The 20,042-nt window shown below is 45.4% G+C and carries 16 protein-coding genes; 2 read left to right on the forward strand and 14 right to left on the reverse strand.

What is annotated here, in order from left to right; genetic code table 11:
* Positions 1 to 4 precede the first annotated feature (4 nt).
* The 11 genes from HQN88_RS02410 to rsgA form a co-directional block, all read right to left on the reverse strand.
* Positions 5 to 2,233 (reverse strand): HD family phosphohydrolase, encoded by a 2,229-nt coding sequence (locus HQN88_RS02410; protein ID WP_173108630.1) that lies wholly within the window; start codon positions 2,231 to 2,233, stop codon positions 5 to 7.
* A 40-nt stretch (positions 2,234 to 2,273) separates the two neighbouring features.
* Positions 2,274 to 3,236 carry a PhoH family protein gene (locus tag HQN88_RS02415; RefSeq protein ID WP_420794196.1) on the reverse strand — a complete coding sequence of 321 codons (963 nt, stop codon included), beginning with the start codon at positions 3,234 to 3,236 and terminating at the stop codon, positions 2,274 to 2,276.
* A 10-nt stretch (positions 3,237 to 3,246) separates the two neighbouring features.
* Positions 3,247 to 4,440, reverse strand: coding sequence for a sporulation protein YqfD (yqfD, locus tag HQN88_RS02420; protein ID WP_173108632.1), 1,194 nt, complete (start codon positions 4,438 to 4,440; stop codon positions 3,247 to 3,249).
* A 37-nt stretch (positions 4,441 to 4,477) separates the two neighbouring features.
* Positions 4,478 to 4,756 carry a sporulation protein YqfC gene (yqfC, locus tag HQN88_RS02425; protein ID WP_056609736.1) on the reverse strand — a complete coding sequence of 93 codons (279 nt, stop codon included), beginning with the start codon at positions 4,754 to 4,756 and terminating at the stop codon, positions 4,478 to 4,480.
* A gap of 153 nt (positions 4,757 to 4,909) precedes the next feature.
* The gene (locus HQN88_RS02430) at positions 4,910 to 5,374 is read right to left on the reverse strand and encodes a hypothetical protein (protein WP_173108633.1); all 465 of its coding nucleotides are present in this window, start codon (positions 5,372 to 5,374) and stop codon (positions 4,910 to 4,912) included.
* Positions 5,375 to 5,392: 18 nt separating this feature from the next.
* The gene (floA, locus tag HQN88_RS02435) at positions 5,393 to 6,382 is read right to left on the reverse strand and encodes a flotillin-like protein FloA (protein WP_216626290.1); all 990 of its coding nucleotides are present in this window, start codon (positions 6,380 to 6,382) and stop codon (positions 5,393 to 5,395) included.
* A 14-nt stretch (positions 6,383 to 6,396) separates the two neighbouring features.
* A complete protein-coding gene (locus HQN88_RS02440; protein WP_173108634.1) occupies positions 6,397 to 7,062 on the reverse strand; it encodes an NfeD family protein in 666 nt (221 codons plus the stop codon).
* Positions 7,063 to 7,224: 162 nt separating this feature from the next.
* Entirely contained in the window at positions 7,225 to 7,668 is a 444-nt protein-coding gene (locus HQN88_RS02445; RefSeq protein WP_171635233.1) for a GatB/YqeY domain-containing protein, read from the reverse strand.
* A gap of 8 nt (positions 7,669 to 7,676) precedes the next feature.
* Positions 7,677 to 7,850, reverse strand: coding sequence for a 30S ribosomal protein S21 (gene rpsU, locus HQN88_RS02450; RefSeq protein ID WP_028558020.1), 174 nt, complete (start codon positions 7,848 to 7,850; stop codon positions 7,677 to 7,679).
* Between the two features lie 114 nt (positions 7,851 to 7,964).
* Positions 7,965 to 8,315, reverse strand: coding sequence for a histidine triad nucleotide-binding protein (locus tag HQN88_RS02455; RefSeq protein WP_173108635.1), 351 nt, complete (start codon positions 8,313 to 8,315; stop codon positions 7,965 to 7,967).
* Between the two features lie 90 nt (positions 8,316 to 8,405).
* Complete coding sequence (gene rsgA / locus HQN88_RS02460; protein WP_173108636.1) at positions 8,406 to 9,470, reverse strand: ribosome small subunit-dependent GTPase A; 1,065 nt, start codon at positions 9,468 to 9,470, stop codon at positions 8,406 to 8,408.
* A gap of 190 nt (positions 9,471 to 9,660) precedes the next feature.
* Between rsgA and HQN88_RS02465 the strand changes: the two genes are divergently transcribed.
* A complete protein-coding gene (locus HQN88_RS02465) occupies positions 9,661 to 11,583 on the forward strand; it encodes an FAD-dependent oxidoreductase (protein WP_173108637.1) in 1,923 nt (640 codons plus the stop codon).
* Positions 11,584 to 11,667: 84 nt separating this feature from the next.
* Here HQN88_RS02465 and HQN88_RS02470 read toward each other — a convergent pair whose 3' ends face one another.
* On the reverse strand, positions 11,668 to 13,605 hold the full coding sequence (locus tag HQN88_RS02470; protein WP_246320027.1) for a stalk domain-containing protein: 1,938 nt from the start codon (positions 13,603 to 13,605) through the stop codon (positions 11,668 to 11,670).
* A 255-nt stretch (positions 13,606 to 13,860) separates the two neighbouring features.
* Between HQN88_RS02470 and HQN88_RS02475 the strand changes: the two genes are divergently transcribed.
* Positions 13,861 to 15,090, forward strand: a complete 1,230-nt coding sequence (locus HQN88_RS02475) for a CapA family protein (RefSeq protein ID WP_173108639.1) — start codon at positions 13,861 to 13,863, stop codon at positions 15,088 to 15,090.
* An 87-nt stretch (positions 15,091 to 15,177) separates the two neighbouring features.
* On the opposite strand, the gene HQN88_RS02480 is transcribed toward HQN88_RS02475, so the two are convergent.
* Positions 15,178 to 16,281: a S1 family peptidase gene (locus HQN88_RS02480; RefSeq protein ID WP_246320007.1), complete on the reverse strand. Its 1,104-nt coding sequence runs from the start codon at positions 16,279 to 16,281 to the stop codon at positions 15,178 to 15,180.
* Between the two features lie 196 nt (positions 16,282 to 16,477).
* On the reverse strand, positions 16,478 to 19,960 hold the full coding sequence (locus HQN88_RS02485; protein WP_173108641.1) for an SbcC/MukB-like Walker B domain-containing protein: 3,483 nt from the start codon (positions 19,958 to 19,960) through the stop codon (positions 16,478 to 16,480).
* Between the last annotated feature and the right edge of the window lie 82 nt (positions 19,961 to 20,042).

Genomic DNA, 20,042 nt, shown 5'->3' on the forward strand with positions numbered 1-20,042 from the left:
CTTCTTATGCGCCTGGTTTCTTAGCCGTTAGTTCACTTGGATATTCAATACGAGAATGGAAGATCCCTAACAAAGTTTCATTCAGTGTTTTAGCAATCTTATCCAGTTCCTTCAAGGTGAGATCACATTCGTTGAATTGACCATCGTCCAAGCGTGATTTAATAATTTTGGTTACCATGGAATCAATTTGTTCAAGGGTCGGGTTACGCAATGAACGTACCGCTGCCTCCACACTATCTGCAATCCCCACAATAGCCGCTTCTTTGGATTGCGCTTTAGGACCTGGATAACGGAAGTCTTCTTCGCGTATTGCTTTGTCACTATTTTCTTCTTCAGCTTGCTTCTTCGCCTTATGATAGAAAAAGTGCAAAAGCGTTGTCCCATGATGCTGTTCAGCGATATCACGGATCGGTTTCGGCATTTTATAATCCTTCAACATGTCAACACCATCGCGTGGATGCGCAATAATAATGGACTTGCTAAGATTCGGATCTATCCGATCATGCGGATTCTCGATATTTGTTTGATTTTCAATAAAGTAGCTAGGACGCTTGGTTTTGCCAATATCATGATAGTACGATCCTACCCGGCACAAAAGCCCGTCTGCACCAATAGATTCAGCCGCTGCTTCAGAAAGGTTGCCTACCATTACACTGTGATGGTACGTACCTGGTGTTTCTGTTAACAGCTTGCGAAGTAGTGGATGATTCGGATTAGAAAGCTCTACCAGCTTAAGCGGGGACAAAATTCCAAAAGAAGCTTCAAAAAACGGAAGCAGTCCGATGACGAAAACAACCGTTACAAGTCCACCAGCCGTAGCAAAAGACAGAGACATTAGAGCTTCTCTTTGCTGAAAATGATCCTCCATCAACAACATCGCCGTTATCGTCAACATGGAGAAAAAGGCAATCATTAGGCCCGCTTTCAAAATAGTCGCACGCTGACTTGCACGTTGAATCGTAAAAACACCGCTAAAACAAATAACTAAGCTAACTAAGCCAAACCGAAAATCGAATAGCGAATCGTGCTCTGTATTAAAAATAATACTAGCAATGATAGAGAATAAAACCGATGAAATAAAAGCTAGGGGTGCATCCAGTAATATCGCGATCAAGATGCTTCCGAGTGCTGTTGGAGCTAGATACCCGATAAACGGATAATCAAAATTCTGGAGCAGTGAAATGATTTTCATACCAGCAATATTCATTACGAAGATGAGTACTAGCATGACCAGTTGTGAATTATTGTATTTAACCTGTAAATTACTCTGTCTTACAAATATAAAAATCACAAATGATAAGAGCGCACATAGGATGCCTAGACCAAGCTGAGGCAAATGATTAGCCTTATCTTTTAATAGCTTCAGCTTTTCCAACCGCGTGTATATTTCTTCCGTAATAACATCTCCAGCTTTAACCAGGACATCATTCTTATTAATATATACGGTCTTCATATTGCCCCTTGCTTGTCCTTTCGCATCTTCAGTACCCTTCTGATCAAAAAATTTATTCGGGGTAATCAACGCTCTGGCAATCTCGGTTACCATCTCACGGGATGTATTCTTCGCCAAGGTTGACGTATTCACAACTTCAGCTACCTTGGCCCTTGCCGTCTGTGCATCAAGAATTTGGTCATTCATCAATTTCATGACGATCTCTCTGGTTACCGATCGCATGTCTGCAAGATCTTCCTTCGTCAACCTAGGCAGTTTAAAGTAAATTTCCTCTGGCAGCGGATATTTCTGATCCGATAGACCGAGTTGGATTTGTTCAAGTAACAAATCATTATATTGCCCACTATTGCGCAAGGTTTTGATAGCGTCATTCGTTAGGTCACTAATTAGCTGCGGAATGACACGACGGTAAATGCTAACTTTATCATCGAACTTCACTTCTTCATCAGCGTTGATCTGAGATAACTTATCAAAAATAGCATCACTTATGACTTCATTCTTGAGATTAACGATCTTGTAGACAGGCTGAACGCGCTTTGCAGCGTCTTCTTTGGCTTGCTCTGTTGCGACAGCGTTCTCAATCTGCTCTGGCGCATAAATCGTCTTTTCACTCTTCATGCCTAAGGTAATATCGAATACTTGTGGAACGAGCTTAGCATACAGGGTGAAATAGAATATCAATCCCAATATGAGAAACAAGAGTATTCTTAAGCCTGTATTGTATTTCCATCCGCTCAGCCGGTAATGAAATTTGCCCTTCATTTGCACTTCATTCTTCATTACGGAGGTCATTCCTCTCTATCTATCCAACCTAGCATCATTACTTATTTATTTCAGCGTTATAGGCAACAATTATTTTCTGAACAAGTGAATGACGAACAACATCACCTTCATCAAAATAAATAAAGCCCAGTTCTTCAATACCACTTAGAATACGGGACGCTTCAACCAATCCAGAAGACTTCCCTCTAGGTAAATCAATCTGTGTCACATCGCCTGTAATGACCATTTTGGAACCGAAACCAAGTCTCGTCAGAAACATTTTCATTTGCTCTGGCGTCGTGTTCTGCGCTTCATCCAGAATGATGAAAGAATCATCCAACGTACGCCCTCTCATATACGCCAAAGGGGCGATTTCGATGAGTCCGCGCTCTAGTGACTTCGCAACTTGCTCAGGCCCTAGGACATCATTAAGAGCATCATACAATGGGCGTAAATAAGGGTCAACTTTTTCCTGTAAGTCCCCCGGCAAGAATCCTAAACTTTCCCCTGCTTCGACTGCTGGGCGAGTGAGGACTATACGTTTTACAGCTCCTTCTTTCAAGCGCGTCACGGCAAGAACAACTGCTAAATACGTCTTACCTGTTCCTGCTGGACCTATGCCAAAGACAACATCCTTTTTCTTAATCGTATCCACATACTTCTTCTGCCCAATTGTTTTGACACGAATCGGCTTTCCCTTATGTGTGGATGTAATTTCACCTTTGAATAAATCCAATAATTGCTCTGCCTTCATTTGTTTCGCTAACTCAACGGCATAAAGTACATCTCGCTCAGTCACCGTGTAATTATTGCGGATCAGCTGCAGCAGAACTTCAAAGAGCTGCTGAAGTGAGTTCACTTCCGCAGCTCTGCCTTGAATTGTTATTTCGGCTTCGCGCGTAAAGATTTGAGCTTCAATTTCCCGTTCGATGATATGTAAGAATTTATCCTGGGGACCAAACAAAGCGAGTCCTTCATTTGGATTTTTCAATGTAATTTGGACAGATTGCGCATTTTCTATCAACTGGGCCTCATTCTCCTTGTGTCACAATTGGTTGTTCTTCCGCGATATTCTCTTCGACCTCAAAATGAACGTCTATATAAATTTTACCATTCTCTGTTTTTTCATGCAAAATTTTTTCTCCGACGATCCTTGCATCCTCACCCGCAGCCCCTAATAATTTGGCTCTAGCTTGCTCCATGCCTACCTTTTTCGCGTTCGCCGATTCCACAGGCTCATCAACGACATGTACCTCCATTATTTTCTCATGAAGCCAACCAAGAGGGATTGAAAATGAACGCCAAGCTAGTGTTTTGCGATCAGGTATGGTTTCAAATTGTTCGAATGATGTCTTCCCATAGCCTGTAAGCTGCAAAGCTCTTGACCCTACTACGAGATATCTTCGATGTTCTGTTTCACCTGTAAAGACCTTATATTGTTTCGTAAGCGGGGCTTCGATTCGGGAGGTATACCAGACCACTCCCCTTATCTTACCATCTGCGACCACGGTTTGACTATTTTGCTCATCACCAATCGTACCAGAGATCAAAACAGCCCCTTTGCGAACATACGTATTCGGTTTAACCATCGGCTTGCCTTTCACCGATTGTATTTCAGTGACGAGCGCACTTTTGGAAGCCACGATGTTTCGTGGATTTTTCAATGGACCTTTTCCGGGGATGGTCGCCTCAACAACCTTAATGGTGATATGCGTCCCTCGAATTTCGACGCCAACCCACGCAGCACTTGGTAGTTGCTGCTGAATAGCACGAGAGAGCTCCTCGGTCTTGTCCAACCTAAATTTCCACTGAAACTTATGGATACCTTGCTTGGATGCAGCCTGTAAAATGTCCGACGATGCGATACGATCATTGCCGTCCACTGTCACTTGCCACACCAAAGAAGTGAGCACATAAATACTAATAATGAATGCAGCAATGCCGCCAAACAACACTTTTCTCCGTCCAATTTTATCCATAAAAAATGGCAGCCCAAACCGCTCCACCACATGCACTCTACAGCCTGTCCTTTTCAAAAGCGGCCGAATTCGGAAGAAATCCTTGATAAGGATGTACATCTCCAACTTCCCATCTTTGCCAGCTTGAATATCCCATATGGAGAAGCCACCCTCCACCATGGGACGAATCAACCTTTCGCAGTCGTTGCCTCTGATTTGTATGCGTACATAGCCACGCAAACGGGCAATGAATAGGGATTGTTTCATGACTCAGCCTCCAGTTCTCATTCGCACTACCACAATATTAAGGCATATATTTCACATGATCGATGATGCCTTCAATGAACACTTCTTCCGATAGAATCGCTCTTATGACCAATTGCTGGCCGCAAACTTCTAACGTTCCTTTCGCTAACTCCAGCTTCAAAATTTCACTGGAAAAATGCAGTACGCCCCGGTGATTCTCAACATATAGCTGTACGTTGCCGATCATCGTGATTCGCGGCAAATCCTGTACAACATCTTGGGGAAGATCAAGGATCTTGGCCGTGAACTGGTTCCATTTGCGGGTCAAGCGACGCATAGCTGGGCAGTACCCCCTCTAACTAGAAGATCGAGAATGAAGAAAAGGCGCATAGACTTTCTACCAAATTATGCGACAAGAGCTGCTTTTATGAAAAAGAGGCATAAAAAAAACGTCCCCTCGCATTGGCAAGAGGACGTTCTTGATATGATGTCATCGACGGTAGGGTTTCTTAGCTCGTGGCGGGCCCAAAATTTCTGCCCACACAACACCTTGAAGAACTTGATCCCGATTCGGTTGATCTGGAAATTGGCTTGCGGTCGAGATCTCATCTGCATAAATAGGCGAACTCGTTGTTGTTCCACTTTTCACCACTTGAGGTGTGAAGGGTGATGCCTTCGGTTTCTGCGTTGTAGCACTTGACTTGCCAAGCCCAGACTGATTAAACTCGTCTCTTGTGCGTTCAGGGCGACTGGAAGGAGTCATATGACCCGAAGGTGCTTTCTTCGCCTCTGCATGCCTTCTAGGGTCACCTGGGCCGTTACCGAAGGTCGGCATGCCTTTTCTTTGCGCACTCTGCTCAGCTCGCTTGCGTCTGCTTTGTATTTGATAGAAGAAGGTTAGCGCTATAATGACCAAATACCAGTTCTTAAATAAAAATGCGATAAGCTGTTCCATTTGATCACCTCACAAACCTTATTCTTTTTCATTTTTTCCATCGTTTACTTTACCCAAAGAGGAACGCATTTGTGTATCAGATTCAATATTTTTGAGATTCATATAATCCATGACTCCTAATTGACCATTCCGTAGAGCTTCAGCCATGGCAAGAGGGACTTGCGACTCCGATTCAACCACTTTAGCACGCATCTCAACGACTCGCGCTTTCATCTCCTGTTCAGCAGCAACGGCCATCGCGCGGCGTTCCTCAGCTTTCGCTTGGGCAATCCGTTTGTCTGCCTCCGCTTGCTCTGTTTGCAAATGCGCACCAATATTTTTGCCAACATCGACATCCGCAATATCAATAGACAGAATTTCAAAAGCTGTCCCCGCATCCAATCCTTTGCCTAAAACTGTGCGAGAAATCATGTCAGGATTTTCTAAAACATCTTTATGAGATTCACTGGAACCTACGGTTGTAACAATCCCCTCTCCGACGCGGGCAATAATTGTTTCTTCGCCGGCTCCACCTACGAGTCGATCAATGTTCGCACGAACCGTAACTCTCGCGATAACTTTTACCTCAATACCGTTCTTCGCTACGGCTGAAACATTCGGCGTTTCAATAACACGCGGATTTACACTCATTTGAACAGCTAGCAATACATCACGGCCCGCCAAGTCAATGGCTGCCGCGCGCTCAAACTCCAAATGAATTTTTGCACGATGTGCAGCAATTAATGCATTCACAACACGGTCAACGTTTCCACCTGCTAGATAGTGACTTTCCAATTGGTTCACACTAAGATCAATACCCGCTTTGGTTGCTTTAATCATTGGGTTTACTATGCGACTTGGGGTTACCCGACGAAGTCTCATGGCAATCAAGGTAATAATACTGATTCTGACACCGGAAGCCAACGCAGAAATCCATAGCATGACCGGAACCACACTGAGTAATATCGATAATACGATGATAATAATCGCTGCAAGCAGCACCAAATATAAACCTGGTTCAATCGTCATTTGTTTGTATCCTCCTAAATATTAGGTTGGTCTTCTACAGCTTTCACTACTACTCGAACTCCTTCGACTTCCACAACGATAACTGCTTTATTTACCGAAATAAAACTACCATGCGTTACCACATCAACACGTTCCCCTTGAATCAATGCCGTACCCGCAGGTCGCAATGGCGTTATGGCTTCACCCGTCAAACCTATTAAATTGGATCGATCGGGGCTCGATGTAAAGCCCTTGCTCGTAGTTAGCTGCTCCTTCAGAATAAAACGGTTCCAAACGCCGCGATGCTTAAACGTCCTGATTGCAGCAATGATAACCACAAGGGCGACTAGCAAGGCAATAATTAACATGAATGCTGCTTCCTTGGGATCTGAAGATGCCATCAGCACACCGCCGAATAGGCAAATCGCCCCTAGAACACTTAGAATTCCGAAACTTGGCACAACCAATTCTAAAATTAAAAGAACCAAACCAAGTCCCAAGACAGCTAAGTCGCCAAAACTCGCAAAGCCAGCTAAGTAAAAACCTAAGAAATATAAACCAAAGCCAGCAACTCCCGCCAAGGCAAGCAATCCACTACTGAAAAAAAGCAACTCAAGTGCAATCCCAATAATCCCAACCATCAATAAAACGGTACCTGTCACAGGGTGAGTCAGAAACGCGGATAGATTATCAAGAAACATCGTCGTTCACTCCTTCCCGTCATACTTCCTACTCAATAGGTATGTACGTAATAACTTATGAACTGTTTCAGAAATTAGTAGAAATATTAAAATGCACCTGAATGTTAAAGAAAAAAGACCGAGCAGAATGATCCACTCGGTCTTCACAAAACATATTTGGTATTAACCTAATAATTGTTGAACTAACTGATTGATAAGTTTACCATCAGCGCGTCCTTTAACCTGAGGCATCAATGCCGTCATCACTTTGCCCATATCCGCTTTGGAAGAAGCACCAATTTGCTGGATGGTCTGCTGTACAATGGCTTTCACTTCTTCCTCAGAAAGCTGTTGCGGCATGTACTCAGCTAGAATAACAAGTTCTGCCTTCAGGTTGTCGGCTAGATCGTCACGACCTGCCTTACTAAATTCTTGGAGGGAATCCTTACGCTGTTTGATCTCACGAGTTAGAACATCAAGCACTTCATTGTCGTCTAAGGGTCTTTTCAGATCAATCTCAGAATTCTTAATCGTAGATCGTACCATTCGAATTACAGAGAGCTTAAACTTGTCCTGACTCTTCATCGCTTGTTTCATATCTTCGTTCAATCGATCGCTTAAGCTCATGTTGCCTCCTAGAACTTTCTTTTACGAGCAGCCTCAGATTTAAGCTTGCGCTTAACGCTAGGCTTGTCATAATGCTTACGTTTCTTAACTTCTGCAAGAACGCCATCCTTAGCGATGGAACGCTTAAAGCGACGAAGTGCAGCATCTATAGTTTCGTTCTTACGAACTCGAGTTTCTGACAACAGTTTTCCCTCCCTCCGAACAGACCATCTAAGACAAAACGGTTCATCAAATCTCATTATAGGTGATAGTAATTAGGGTGTCAATCGCAAAACTGATCTTTCCTACTAGAAAGATTAGTTATGGACCCCAAGCGGTGCCAATCTAGCACCTGCCATCAAATGATAATGCAAATGGTGAACAATTTGACCAGCGTTTGCTCCAATGTTCGTGATCACACGATAACCGGATTCTTCCACCTCTAGCTCTCTAGCAATTTCAGCAGCTACACGCTGCATTTGCCCCACGATTGCCCAATCTTCCGGCTGTCCCGCCGCTAAAGAAGCAAAGTGTTTCTTCGGAATGATTAGGACGTGAATCGGTGCCGCTGGCTGAATATCATGAAAAGCTAGAATCTGATCATCTTCATAGACTTTCTTTGAGGGAAGATCCCCTGCAATGATTTTACAAAAAATACAATCACTCATTGATCCATTCGTCCTCCCGACAGTGTTATCCTACTTACCTTTAAGTTTATCGGAAAGCGCTCAAAAAATCCAATCCAAATCTTATCGGAATTAGCGATGAGGTTGACTTTTGAGGGATTGGTGAATCTTCTTCCATTTCGCTTTCTCAGCTGCTTGAAGTCCTTTGTCCTCTTTGCGAGCCAAATAAGCTAGTTCCTTCTGTAATTTCACATAATTCTGAAACCGCTCTGCGGACAAAACGCCCGAATCTAACGCGGATTTCACGGCACATTTGGGTTCATTCTCATGCTTGCAATCTTGAAAGAAGCATTGCTCGGCGAATTCCTCGATATCTTGGAAAGAAGTACTCAAACCCTCAGAAGCGCTCCATAGCTGCAGCTCCCTCATTCCTGGTGTATCGATTAAAATACCGCCATCCGGCAGTAGAATCAGCTCACGGTGCGTTGTCGTATGCTTTCCTTTGTCATCCCCAGATCGAATATCCCCCGTGTTTAGAATATCTCGACCGTAAATACGGTTCACCAAGGTTGATTTCCCTACCCCTGACGATCCCAGCAGTGCCACAGTCTGACCCTGGGTCATATAGCTAGCAAGTTCGTCTAAGCCACGATTTTCAGCAGAGCTAATAATATGAATCGGTACCCCAATGGCAACAGCGGCTACTTCAGCCGCCAACTCATCTGGGTTCGCGCAAAGATCAGACTTGCTTAATACGATGACAGGATTTGCGCCGCTCTCCCAGGCTAGGACTAAGTATCGCTCAATGCGGCGAACATTAAAATCTTGATTCAACGCATTAACCAGAAATACGGTATCCACATTGGTTGCAACAATTTGCTCTTCCGTGACTTGTCCAGCCACTTTACGGGAAAACTTACTTCGACGAGGAAGCACGGCATGGATTACAGCACGCTGCTCGCCTTCTCGGAGTGATATCACTACCCAATCCCCTACCGCAGGGTAATCCTCGCGTCGTAGAGCTTGGTGACGCATTTTGCCAGAAACTTCAGCCAACACTTCGCCAACTTCCGTCTGAACGCGATACATATGTTTATGTTCTAAGGAGACGCGGCCTGCGACAAATCCTTCTTCGTTAAGAAAGGGTTCAAATGCTTTTTCGAAACTATCGTGCCATCCTAAATCTGCTTTATTCAAGTCCTTATTTCATCCTCTCAAGGTGTTCTAATGTGAAGTATATACCGAAGCGATAAGCCTCACACGGGAAAGAATCGTTTAGATTATTTAATCCGCGGATCCTATTTGACACCGGTCAATTCACTTGTAGACTGTAAGTCTATTTTTGCATATAATAAGTGTAAATGGATCGTTTGAATGGAGTGAGCGGATGAGTCAATTCATGAGAGCCTCGACCCGCAAAAAGCGTGATGTAATGATGGAAGTCGCTTTAACGATGTTCATGGAGAAAGGGTACGAAAATGTTTCTGTTGATGATATTATCGGGGAAACCAGCACCTCCAAAGGAACCTTCTATCATTATTTCAAAAGTAAAGATGCCATTATTTCAGCGTTATACAGCAAACAAACACAATTAATTCAGGAGTGGGTGAAACAACCCCCTTCGAAGGTACAATCGCTAGAAGGTCATATTAATCGTCTATTTTTAGACTTAGCGTCGAATATTCAAATGTCACCACGATTAATTCGAAGTTTGCAGGCACTTTCTTTACAAAATGATACGGTGAAATCAGAAGAACTTCAGCAATTGAAAGTCCTGACTCAAAGTTTAATGCACTGGCTCCCGGAGCCAAAAAAGATTGATCTGCTCGTATGCATGTATACCGGAACGATCCTAACTTGGTGTAATCAAGATGATGCCGACCTGCTCTCCATGATGAAAAACAACTTAGCCTGGCTTTGGGTAGGTCTTCGTTCTGAAGAACCTTATGCATCGCTGCAGGTAGAACCCGTCCCCAAGGAGGAAAAGCGAATGAAAGTAGCCATTATCGGCGGAGGCTTAGCTGGTTTAACAGCAGCCGCGTATTTATCAGAAAACCCACACGTAGAAGGTATTCTATTTGAGCGCAGTCCACAGTTAGGAGGGCGAGCTTTTACGTACGAGAAAGCAGGTTTCACGCTTAACTACGGCGCGCACGCCATCTACGGAATTGACCGTCACACACTGACTACCATGGAACGCGAGCTAGGGCTATCCTTCTCGTCTAAACAAGTGGATAAACGCAAAGTCGTCTATGCGAAGCATAATCAACTTACGACTGCGCCGCTCGATGCCATTAACCTTCTCAAAACCGATTTGTTAAGCACGATTCAAAAAGTTCGCTTTGTAGGTGAAATTGCAGCCATTATCGCCAATATTCACAATATTAAGAACTACGCAACCTTGGCCGACTATCTTGCGGAATCTAACGCGGATGAAGATGTTAAAGAGCTTTGGGAGCATTTGGTTTGTTCCAACTTTTTCATTACACCTGAGGATGCTCGTAACGTATCCGGTGCAGTGATTAGCGAGTACTATCACAACTTATTCTTGTCTAGTAAACCTGTTAACTACGTCTTAGGCAGCTGGGCTGTTATCACCAATCAACTCAAACAAAAATTGACCACTTCCGGCAAATGGGAAATCGCCTTACAGGAAGGTGTAGACGGACTTCGTTATGAGGATCGTAAATTTGTATTAAAAACGAAAACACGTGAAATGGCGTTTGATAAAGTGATCTTCGCAATGCCTGTACAACAAGTAGTGAAACTACTTAAAGGTTCGGCATGGGAGCCTTTCTTAGCACCGTATGAGTCCAACACAGCAACCGAAGTTATGGTTTATGACATTGGATTAAGCCGCGTCGTCGCTAGACCATTCAGTTACATCAGTGACATGGATAATAAACTATTCATCAGCGATGTTTCTGCAACAGACCATACACTAGTTCCAGAAGGTGGACAGTTGCTGCAAGGTATTGCTTACCTTAGTGATAAATTCGATAACGAAGAGGAACGCAAAGCTTATTTGGACAATAAAACCTCTCAAATGGAAGCCCTGTTCGATAGGCATTACCCAGGTTGGCGCGATGTTACTGCAGTTAAGCGTGTTTCGAAGAAGGCGATGGTTTCCAGTGTGAAAAACATTGCGACCAACAGACTTTTGCCAACACGTGTAGAAAATATCCCATTCTACTTCTGTGGAGACGGATGTACAGGTAAAGGCGAGCTTGCTGAACGCGCATTTTCGAGTGCACGCAGCGCGGCATTGTCGATCGTTCAGGAAGTTGAACAAGCTTTACAGAACGTATAAATCACATGAACTCTATATTTTAACAAACAAAAAGCTGTTCAAGATCTGACTTTGTCGTCAGAAATTGATACAGCTTTTTTCGCTTTATTTGCTGGTAATGGTCACCGTTCGAGTTGGCCCATCCCAATTGACGATACCACCAAAGGTTTCTCCTACGAATCTAGCAGGTGCAAGTGTGTAGCCATTTACTAGTCTAGCTGGTTCTTCCAACTCAATCGGCTTACCATTGACATAGACTGTTTTTTGATCAAGTGTCAATTTCACGGTTGTACTCCCTTTAGTTGCTGTGACAGATCGGGTAGCCGCTTCATAATCAACCTTAGCTCCCATCGCTTCGAAAATGGCTCGAAGCGGCGTAAATGTCGAACCATTTACAATGACAGGCGCTTGTTCAAATTGCTGTACAGCACCATTGATGTTCACAGATACTTGTGATGAAATACCAAATGTACGGAACGCCACTTGCTGGCCGGATTTATTCAAGATACGAAGCTGTAAAACAGAGCCTTCCGGCACCTCGCCAGCTTTAAGATCTATCCCGTATGGCAAACTCGTTTGGGAAGCGATAACTCGACCATTCAGTAGATACTCCACTTTACCAATGTATACTTCAGGTATTTTGATAAAAGGAATGATTCTCGTTTGCTTCGTAAAAGCTTGATGATCAGCATCAATCGGCACATATCCTACACGGTCCGTTGGTTTAGCTGCGTCCTTCACTTCAGATAAAAGATAGGGATTAGCAATCAACTGACTGTAATAGCTTTGAATATCAGAGGAAGTTGATAACGAGTAATCGTTCTTTGCGTTATTCATTTGCTGATCCACATTAAAATACGTAATAGCTTTCAATCTTGGATATTTGTAAGGCATAACTTCATACAACCGTTGTAGATTCAACTTCGCCCATTCCGTGTAATCTTCACCAGCCGAATGTGAATAATGCGGAACGCCAGTCTCACTCAGCATCAAAGGTTTACGGTCTGCATAGGTGTTGTACAACCTTGTAAGACGTTCTACGTTGCTTGTCGCAAGCATGGAGGGCAGTGATGGATCTCCATTTTCGTACGGCTCGATATATAAACTGACACCAACCCAGTCAACATACGCATCACCTGGATAGTAGGGATCGATATCATTGGCTGGTACATCCCCCGGACTCCACACCATAGCCACATTCGGCGCATCCGTCGCAAATACATCATGAAGCATTCTAAACTTGGCGATATATTGTGCAGGATTCCCATGCCACTTCACCCAAGCACCATTCATCTCCCCTGCAAATCGTAGAAAAATCGGAATTCCAGCGGCTTTTGCTTCTTTCGCCCAGCTCCGTAAGTAAGCCCCATCTGTGACAGGATCTAATCCATTATCCGGCTCCCAAGCGATTTGCAAGGCACCTCCAGCATCTTTGGCACGCTTTGCATAGGAAGATGGGAAACCTTGACCCCAGTGAGCATAAGCTAAGTAAATCGCGTGCTTTTTGCCATACACAGATTGCATTTTTGTAAATGTATTACCGACTTTAGGATCTTGCTCGGAATACATACCTAAATAGGTCCCGTATGCTGGTTCAAACTTAGCTAAGCGCGAGTTGACTGATTGGGATCGCTCTTGAACGATGCTCTCGACATTTTCTTCCCGATACAATTCAACGGTTGTCCGAATTTGATCCGCACGCTGTAATTTGACAGCCCCCCAATCCTTGCCTGCATTAACCCAATATTGATTTTCCTGCTCATAATAACGAATCGCTTGATCATAATCGCCGATATCGTCAAAATACTTGTCTAATTTACCGCTGAAAAGGGCGGCATTCTCCCAGTCCCCCGCGCTTGCATAGTAATCAGCCAAATATATCCAATGGGGAACCGCTGCTTTCGAATTTCCAGACGCTTGCAACGAGTCCGCTTGTTTCCAATGATCCCAAACAACATCCGCACGCGCTGGTGCAGGAGACCCCGCCATACCCGCCGCAAGAATACCGACTGCCAGTGATAGAATTCCTATTCGCCTATTCATTTTCAAGAGATACAAACTCCCTTTCATGGTGTTCAAAGTTTTTCGCATGTACTTGATACGTTATGAGCAATGGAAAAGTAGCATAAAACTTAAAAAAATTACAAAACCGCTCCAATCATAAGTAAAATTTGATCTGAATTTTATGTTTTCACCACGACAGTTCGATCCCTTTTGCAATTAACCATTGTTAGAATATAGTTAAAAAGAGTAAGAAAGGGTTTACATTGGATGAAAAATATAGGGGCAGTTATCCTAATGGCAGTTTGTATAAGTTCGCTATTTGTTGGTTGTGAAGCTGCATGGAATCCCTCGTCCCTTGGAGTGAAGTCCATTCCTATTAACTCAAAATCAAATGAAGTTACACAGGAATTAAATAATCAACACGTTTCGGACCCTTCACCGATGGTCAAGATGACAGAATCAATTGAAGATAAGAGTCGCACACCTGCCTCTGATGTAAGCACAAACGGTACTGACATTTCTACTAATGTCGTATATGTACAACCAACACCAATCGAACAATTCAACTCAGAACCCTTGCATATCCTTTATGCCGGCGATGCGATGTTCGATTGGTCCGTCAAAGAAGCGATTAATCGATACGGACCTGATTATCCTTTCTTACATATTCAATCCGATATCGAGCAAGCTGACTTCTCTTTCGTCAATCTGGAAACGGCGGTTACGCAAGAGAACGAGAAGGATACTAATCAGATCTATAATTTCAAATCGAATCCTGAATCCCTTACTGGTCTGAAAAATGCTGGTTTCGATATGGTATCCGTTGCCAATAATCATTCCATGGATTTCTTGCAGAAGGGTTTTCTCGATACACTTACCCATCTAGATACGGCTGGTCTGCTTTATGTGGGAGGTGGTCTGAATGCACAAGAAGCGTACCGAGCAAAGAGCGTTAATTTGAAGGGGAAAATAGTAAAATTCCTCGCCTTCTCTCGTTTCATCCCAACCGGAGATTGGTTTGCAGGTAAGAACAAGCCTGGTATTGCTCAGGCATATGATAGAAAGCCCGTGCTTGATGCCATAGCTCGGGAACGCGAGGGCGCTGATTATGTTCTTGTCTATCTGCATTGGGGGGTGGAGATGAATAATCGTCCTGAAGCATGGCAGCGCGAATTCGCCAAACAAATGATCGATGCAGGTGCAGATGCTATCATTGGGAGTCATGTGCATGTGTTGCAAGGTTTTGAGTATTACAAAGGCAAGCCCATTGCGTATTCGATCGGTAATTTCCTATTCCCTGATTATGTAACGGGACCAAAAGCAGACACGGGTCTGCTCCATTTGAAGCTAGATGAGGAGCAAATCGAGATGTCGTTTCAACCATTTTACATTGAGAAAAATCAAATCGTCTCCAAGGGTTCTGTGTATGTAGAAAAGCAATTAGCCTATTTGACATCTATTTCTTATGGGGTGGCACTCGAAGGGCAGACGATTCGACCGGAGATCGGAATCGCCAGCAAGTGAATATCATTAGGAAGTATGTAAGCGGAACTGCCGATGACTCTCTCCCAGCATATGGAAGTCATCGGAATTCCACTTCTTACTACTTATTTACTTATGGGATTTCACCAAAATGGCTCTAGTACGCTTCCGTTGCTTCTCCGTCAAAGGCTGTACATAAGAAGCGTCACCACGAGGTGCAGTTCCTTTTATTTTACCTGCCGTATACGTGCCACCTGCAGCTGGAATAGCCGTACGTACACCATAAGATGCCATAACCACACCGATTGGATTACTGATGGAACGAGAGCCATCCGCTGGACCCGCGAAATTAAGCGCTACCGCATAGCGATCGCTGGAACGCAGCCAGACTGAACCTGAATCACCCGGAAGTGATACCGGACCTGAAGTTCCTACGATGACAGTCTGATTGCGAAACAACAGCGTACCTAGGCTGCCCCCATAAGAAACACGCACATCCACATTGTTAGACTCCACGATTCCTCTTACAGCACCTGTCGTACGACCTGATTTAAACACTTGAAGTCCAACAGGATAGCTCAGAAGATGGCCTGGTACTGTAATTAATTCGCCAGATGCACTGCGTAAATATCTCGGGTTTAATAGGCTGTTCGAGGTTGGAAGGGCAATAGACGAATCCTGGAAATTAACTTCACCAGGACGTAACGGAACAAATTGGTATGCTCTCCCTACTCGATCAGTCCCGGAACTTCCGCCATCTGCCGGACCAGGCTGGACCGTTTCCGAGAATGCCGAAGAATTATCTCTGATCAACACATGGTTGTTACTCAGGATGTAAAGTTGATTGTTTTTGATTACGATTAAGCCAGCAGTCCCTGTGGAGGAAGGATTCGTTTTGCCAATGCTCACCCCGCCAGGAACTGGACGATTCCTACTTTGAAACGTAGTTGCCCTGTAAACTTTGGGTTTTGGAGCCTTTAACACATGTGCTTTGAACGAATCCGCGGAGAGAAAGCGCACGGGAACAGATGACCCCAATTTTGAAGCAACGCTTTTAAGATTATTTAATCCTGATGGCACGATTTTTTGGTGGGTGTATACAATGACACTCGCACCCGCTGTTGGTTTTTTGGGATCTGCGTATCCAACGCCGACACCCATAACCTCCGCCCTTTTCAATAAGACAGGTGAGAGACGATTCTTATGTTTTAATGCTTCATGAAATGTTGCCATGCACATTCCCCTTTTCATCAAGTTGGTGCAGTGTATGCCAACTTGTACGTTTCGGCATGATGTCTTTACCTAAGAGGCAGACAGGAAATAAAAAAAGGCTAATGACCGGAAGTCGGTCATTAACCTTTATGGGGTAATACTTAGATGAAAACTTCTTCATAAAGTCTCTTAACTACAAATAATTTCAATTACCTATTTAAAGCTCTTCGAGCGAAATGCGACTCCCGCGACCGGATGGTTCTGCGGGTTGAACTATTAATTTGCGCACAAGTCGAGCCCGAAGCTCGGGTACGTGAGAGATGACACCTACAGCTAATCGATCTGTATGCAACTTCTCAAGCGCACCAATGACCATGTCTAGCAACTCCTGGTCCAGTGTGCCGAAGCCTTCATCGAGAAAGAAAAACTCTAACGGATATTCGCCTTTGAGCTGAATCTGAGCGGACAAGGCTAACGCTAAGGCTAACGAGGTAAGGAAGGTTTCCCCACCAGACAATGTGCCAACTGGTCGCTTCACCCCGCCATTCGCATCATCACGAATAACGAAACCACCACCAGAGTCGACTTCGATCCCATAACGTCGACGCGTCAACTCACCAAGTCGCTCGGATGCCGCGCGACTTACTTGCATTAACTGCTCTTCGGCAAGATACTCGACGAAGGCATTGGCCTTAAGCACGGCTTGGAGCTTGCCAAGCCGTTCTAGCAGCGTCGCCTGCTCAGCGCGCTGTGCTTCGAGCTCGCACCAGCGCAAGTGCCGCGCAGCAAGCTCGCTGGCGCCCTGCGCCGCCTTGGCCCGCGCCTCCAGCGCGGCCTCGGCGCCGGCCTTCGCGTCGCTCAGCTGCGCCTGCGACTGCGCCCACTCGGCCGCGCTCAGCACGCGGCCCTGCAGCTTCGCTGCCAGCTGCGCCAGCTGGGCGCGCAGCGCCTGCTCGCGCTCGCGGTGCTCCGCCGCGAGCTGCGCCCACTGACGGCGCTGCTCAGGCGCCAGCGCCGCTGCCTCTGCGGCTTCGCGCGACGCGAAGCCGCCTTTCTCGAGCGCGCTAACCAGCGCGCGCTCGGTCTGCGCCAGCTGCCGCGCTGCGGCGGCAGCGGCTTCGGCGGCGGCGCTGTAGCGCTGCGCCGCTAGGGACTGCTCGCGCTGCGCAGCAGCGTGCGCGAGCTTGGTCTGCTGCGCGAGCTGCCGCAGCAGCGCGAGCGCGGAGGTCGCCTCCGCGATGAGCTGCGGCACCGCCGCGCCAGGCGCGCGCTGAGCGAGCTGCCGCGACTTGTCGGCGGCGAGCTGTGCGAGCCCTTGCAGACGCTCATGGAGCTGCAAGGCCGTACGCTCGCGCTCCTGCGCAGCAAGTTGAAGCTTTTCGATGCTGGCGAGGAGTTCCTCGAGAAAAGGGATGCTTTTCTCAATGCGGCCGCGCAGCTCATCCGCCATCCGCTCATGCTCAAGAATCTGTTGAAGCTGTTCTTCAACAATTTCCCAGCTCAGCCCCGTGAAACGTTCTTGCCACTGAAGAACTTGATCTTGGATAGCAGACGTCAGACCACTTAGTCTGCCTTCAGCTTCCACAACCAAGCCAGCAGCCGCTTGCGCTTGCGCACCTAAGACTAAATCTTGTTGTGTCAATTGTACATGTTCTTTGAGCAAATTCTCATAAGCCCTCTCACACGCTTCCACTTGAAAAGCAACTGCTTGTGAGGCAGAGTTTACACGCTCCCATGCCTTTTGCCAATCTTCCAAATTCATGACCGCAAGTGAGCTTGGCGAACTTTCCTGAGTCCTTTTTTCTTGACCTACGGCAGCCTCTTGAAGCGCTAGATCACGTCCAGCGTCTACGATCTGTTGCTTACTTATCGCCTCTTCTGAAAATCTCATCTCAGCAGCCTGCTTATGTAGATCCGCCATTTTTCGAATGAGTTGCCCCGCTTGATATTGGCTTTCTTTCGCTTGCTGCAAGAACGGCTCGATCTGATACAGTAGGCTTTCAGAAACGCTTGTCGTATCCAGATCCACTTCGTTCCCGCTGCTCTTATGCAACGCTGGGTGCTCTAGCGCACCGCACACGGGGCATGATTCACCCATTTCCAACTCTGCAGCCAACTGAGCAGCTAAGGCATGACGCTCTTGATTCTTTAATTGCTTTCTTTGCTCCTCCAACCACCCATGCAGGTCACTGGAGAAAGCTGTTAATAAGCCTTCTTGCTTCTGCAATTGCCATTCACTCGTAGCACTTGTTTCAAACCATCTTGTAAGCTGAGAATATAACACTCTTTGTTTGTCCAAAATTAAAGCTCTCGATTGCTCCACAATGTTACATGCATTTACTTTGTCAACTTTGTTTCTTTGAGCTTCTAGCTCTTGAGTCTGAAGAAGAAGTATAGCCTTTTTCTCCTGAACTGCGATTTGCAGCTGTTGCCTCTTCACAGCATCCGTCTCAACCTGTTTTAATTGAGCTTTCAGTTCTGTTTGTTTAGCCACCGCTTTTTGTTTCGTGTCCTGCGCTTTAGACATCTCCGCTTGCAAACCCAATAATGCTGATTTCACTTCAGCTTCTTGGGTTTGAGCCGTTTGAATTTGCGACTGTACTTGTTCAAGCTCTCGTCCAATTACAAGCGCTTGTTCTAACTGATCCAAACGCAGCAATAACGGCCCTTCTTGCTCGACTAAATCCTGCCCTGCTTTGTCAAAAGCAAGCGATGCTTGTTGATAATCAGTTTCAGCATGCGCTAGGGATGACGTCGCGTTTACAAGAAGTGTTTCGCTTGACGACACATCTTTACTAGCTAATTGATGTTGATCCAAATATGGAATAACCCGCTCCGCTTGTTCCGCAAGTTTCAGGACCCGTTCTTTCTCCGCAATAAGACCTTCTTGTTCATAATGCTTCCGCTGCTCTTGCTCAAGACTTTCCGATTCCATGATCCATTGATAAATTTGTTTATTTTCTTCGTATGCCTTCTCCTGCTGCTCCCAATAAAGTCGACTTCGAACAGCTTCTTGTTCCGCTTCAAGAAGTCTTCTATTCGCTTCTTCCAAAGCCTCAGTGGTCGCTTCGCCCAATCCCTGCTGCTCAGCAGCAAGCTGTTTAACGGCACTATCCGTTTCCTTTACTTTAGAGCTCACCTTTGCGCTTAATTGGTCACCATAAGTTTCAAGATGGAACAGCCGTTGCAGCATTTGCCTGCGATCTTTACCTGTCAAAGTCAGGAACTCAGCAAATTTCCCTTGTGGCAGCACTACTGCTCTTGTGAAATCCTGCATCGACAGACCTAGAATGTTCTGTACCTGGAGATTGACTTCCCCTGCCTTATCCGCAAGTACGATGGTTTCATGATCTCGAATATGCAAGAGACGTGAAATCGTTCCGTTAATCGACATTTCCGCTCCGCGCTTAAATTGCCTCTCTACTCGGTAGCGCTCTGTGCTCGATGCGTTCGTCAGTTCAAATGTAAAAGAAACGAACAGCGTTTGCTCCGCATGATTCATGATCGCTTGCGTACCACCGCTCGCTCTCTCTACTTTGCCATAGAGGGATAGTGTTATCGCATCTAAAATCGATGACTTCCCGCTGCCCGTTGGTCCAAAAATACCAAACACGCCCGCATCCACGAGTTGGCTAAAATCAATCGTTTGCAGTTCTCGATAGCTTTGCAAACCAGACATTTGTAACTGAATTGGACGCATTGTACTTTACTCCTTTCATTCGCATCGCAAAGTTATCCACAAGTATTCGTTGGGGAAAACACTTTGCCTACCACCTTCTCAC

The organism is Paenibacillus qinlingensis (assembly GCF_013204845.1).
Classification (GTDB): domain Bacteria; phylum Bacillota; class Bacilli; order Paenibacillales; family NBRC-103111; genus Paenibacillus_E; species Paenibacillus_E qinlingensis.

Bases quoted from the DNA above. Each gene is read 5' to 3' on its own strand.
- HQN88_RS02410 (WP_173108630.1), bottom strand. From the start codon at position 2,233: ATGAAGAATGAAGTGCAAATGAAGGGCAAATTTCATTACCGGCTGAGC.
- yqfD (WP_173108632.1), bottom strand. From the start codon at position 4,440: ATGAAACAATCCCTATTCATTGCCCGTTTGCGTGGCTATGTACGCATA.
- yqfC (WP_056609736.1), bottom strand. From the start codon at position 4,756: ATGCGTCGCTTGACCCGCAAATGGAACCAGTTCACGGCCAAGATCCTT.
- HQN88_RS02430 (WP_173108633.1), bottom strand. From the start codon at position 5,374: ATGGAACAGCTTATCGCATTTTTATTTAAGAACTGGTATTTGGTCATT.
- floA (WP_216626290.1), bottom strand. From the start codon at position 6,382: ATGACGATTGAACCAGGTTTATATTTGGTGCTGCTTGCAGCGATTATT.
- HQN88_RS02440 (WP_173108634.1), bottom strand. From the start codon at position 7,062: ATGTTTCTTGATAATCTATCCGCGTTTCTGACTCACCCTGTGACAGGT.
- HQN88_RS02445 (WP_171635233.1), bottom strand. From the start codon at position 7,668: ATGAGCTTAAGCGATCGATTGAACGAAGATATGAAACAAGCGATGAAG.
- HQN88_RS02455 (WP_173108635.1), bottom strand. From the start codon at position 8,315: ATGAGTGATTGTATTTTTTGTAAAATCATTGCAGGGGATCTTCCCTCA.
- HQN88_RS02465 (WP_173108637.1), top strand. From the start codon at position 9,661: ATGAGTCAATTCATGAGAGCCTCGACCCGCAAAAAGCGTGATGTAATG.
- HQN88_RS02470 (WP_246320027.1), bottom strand. From the start codon at position 13,605: ATGAATAGGCGAATAGGAATTCTATCACTGGCAGTCGGTATTCTTGCG.
- HQN88_RS02475 (WP_173108639.1), top strand. From the start codon at position 13,861: ATGGCAGTTTGTATAAGTTCGCTATTTGTTGGTTGTGAAGCTGCATGG.
- HQN88_RS02480 (WP_246320007.1), bottom strand. From the start codon at position 16,281: ATGGCAACATTTCATGAAGCATTAAAACATAAGAATCGTCTCTCACCT.
- HQN88_RS02485 (WP_173108641.1), bottom strand. From the start codon at position 19,960: ATGCGTCCAATTCAGTTACAAATGTCTGGTTTGCAAAGCTATCGAGAA.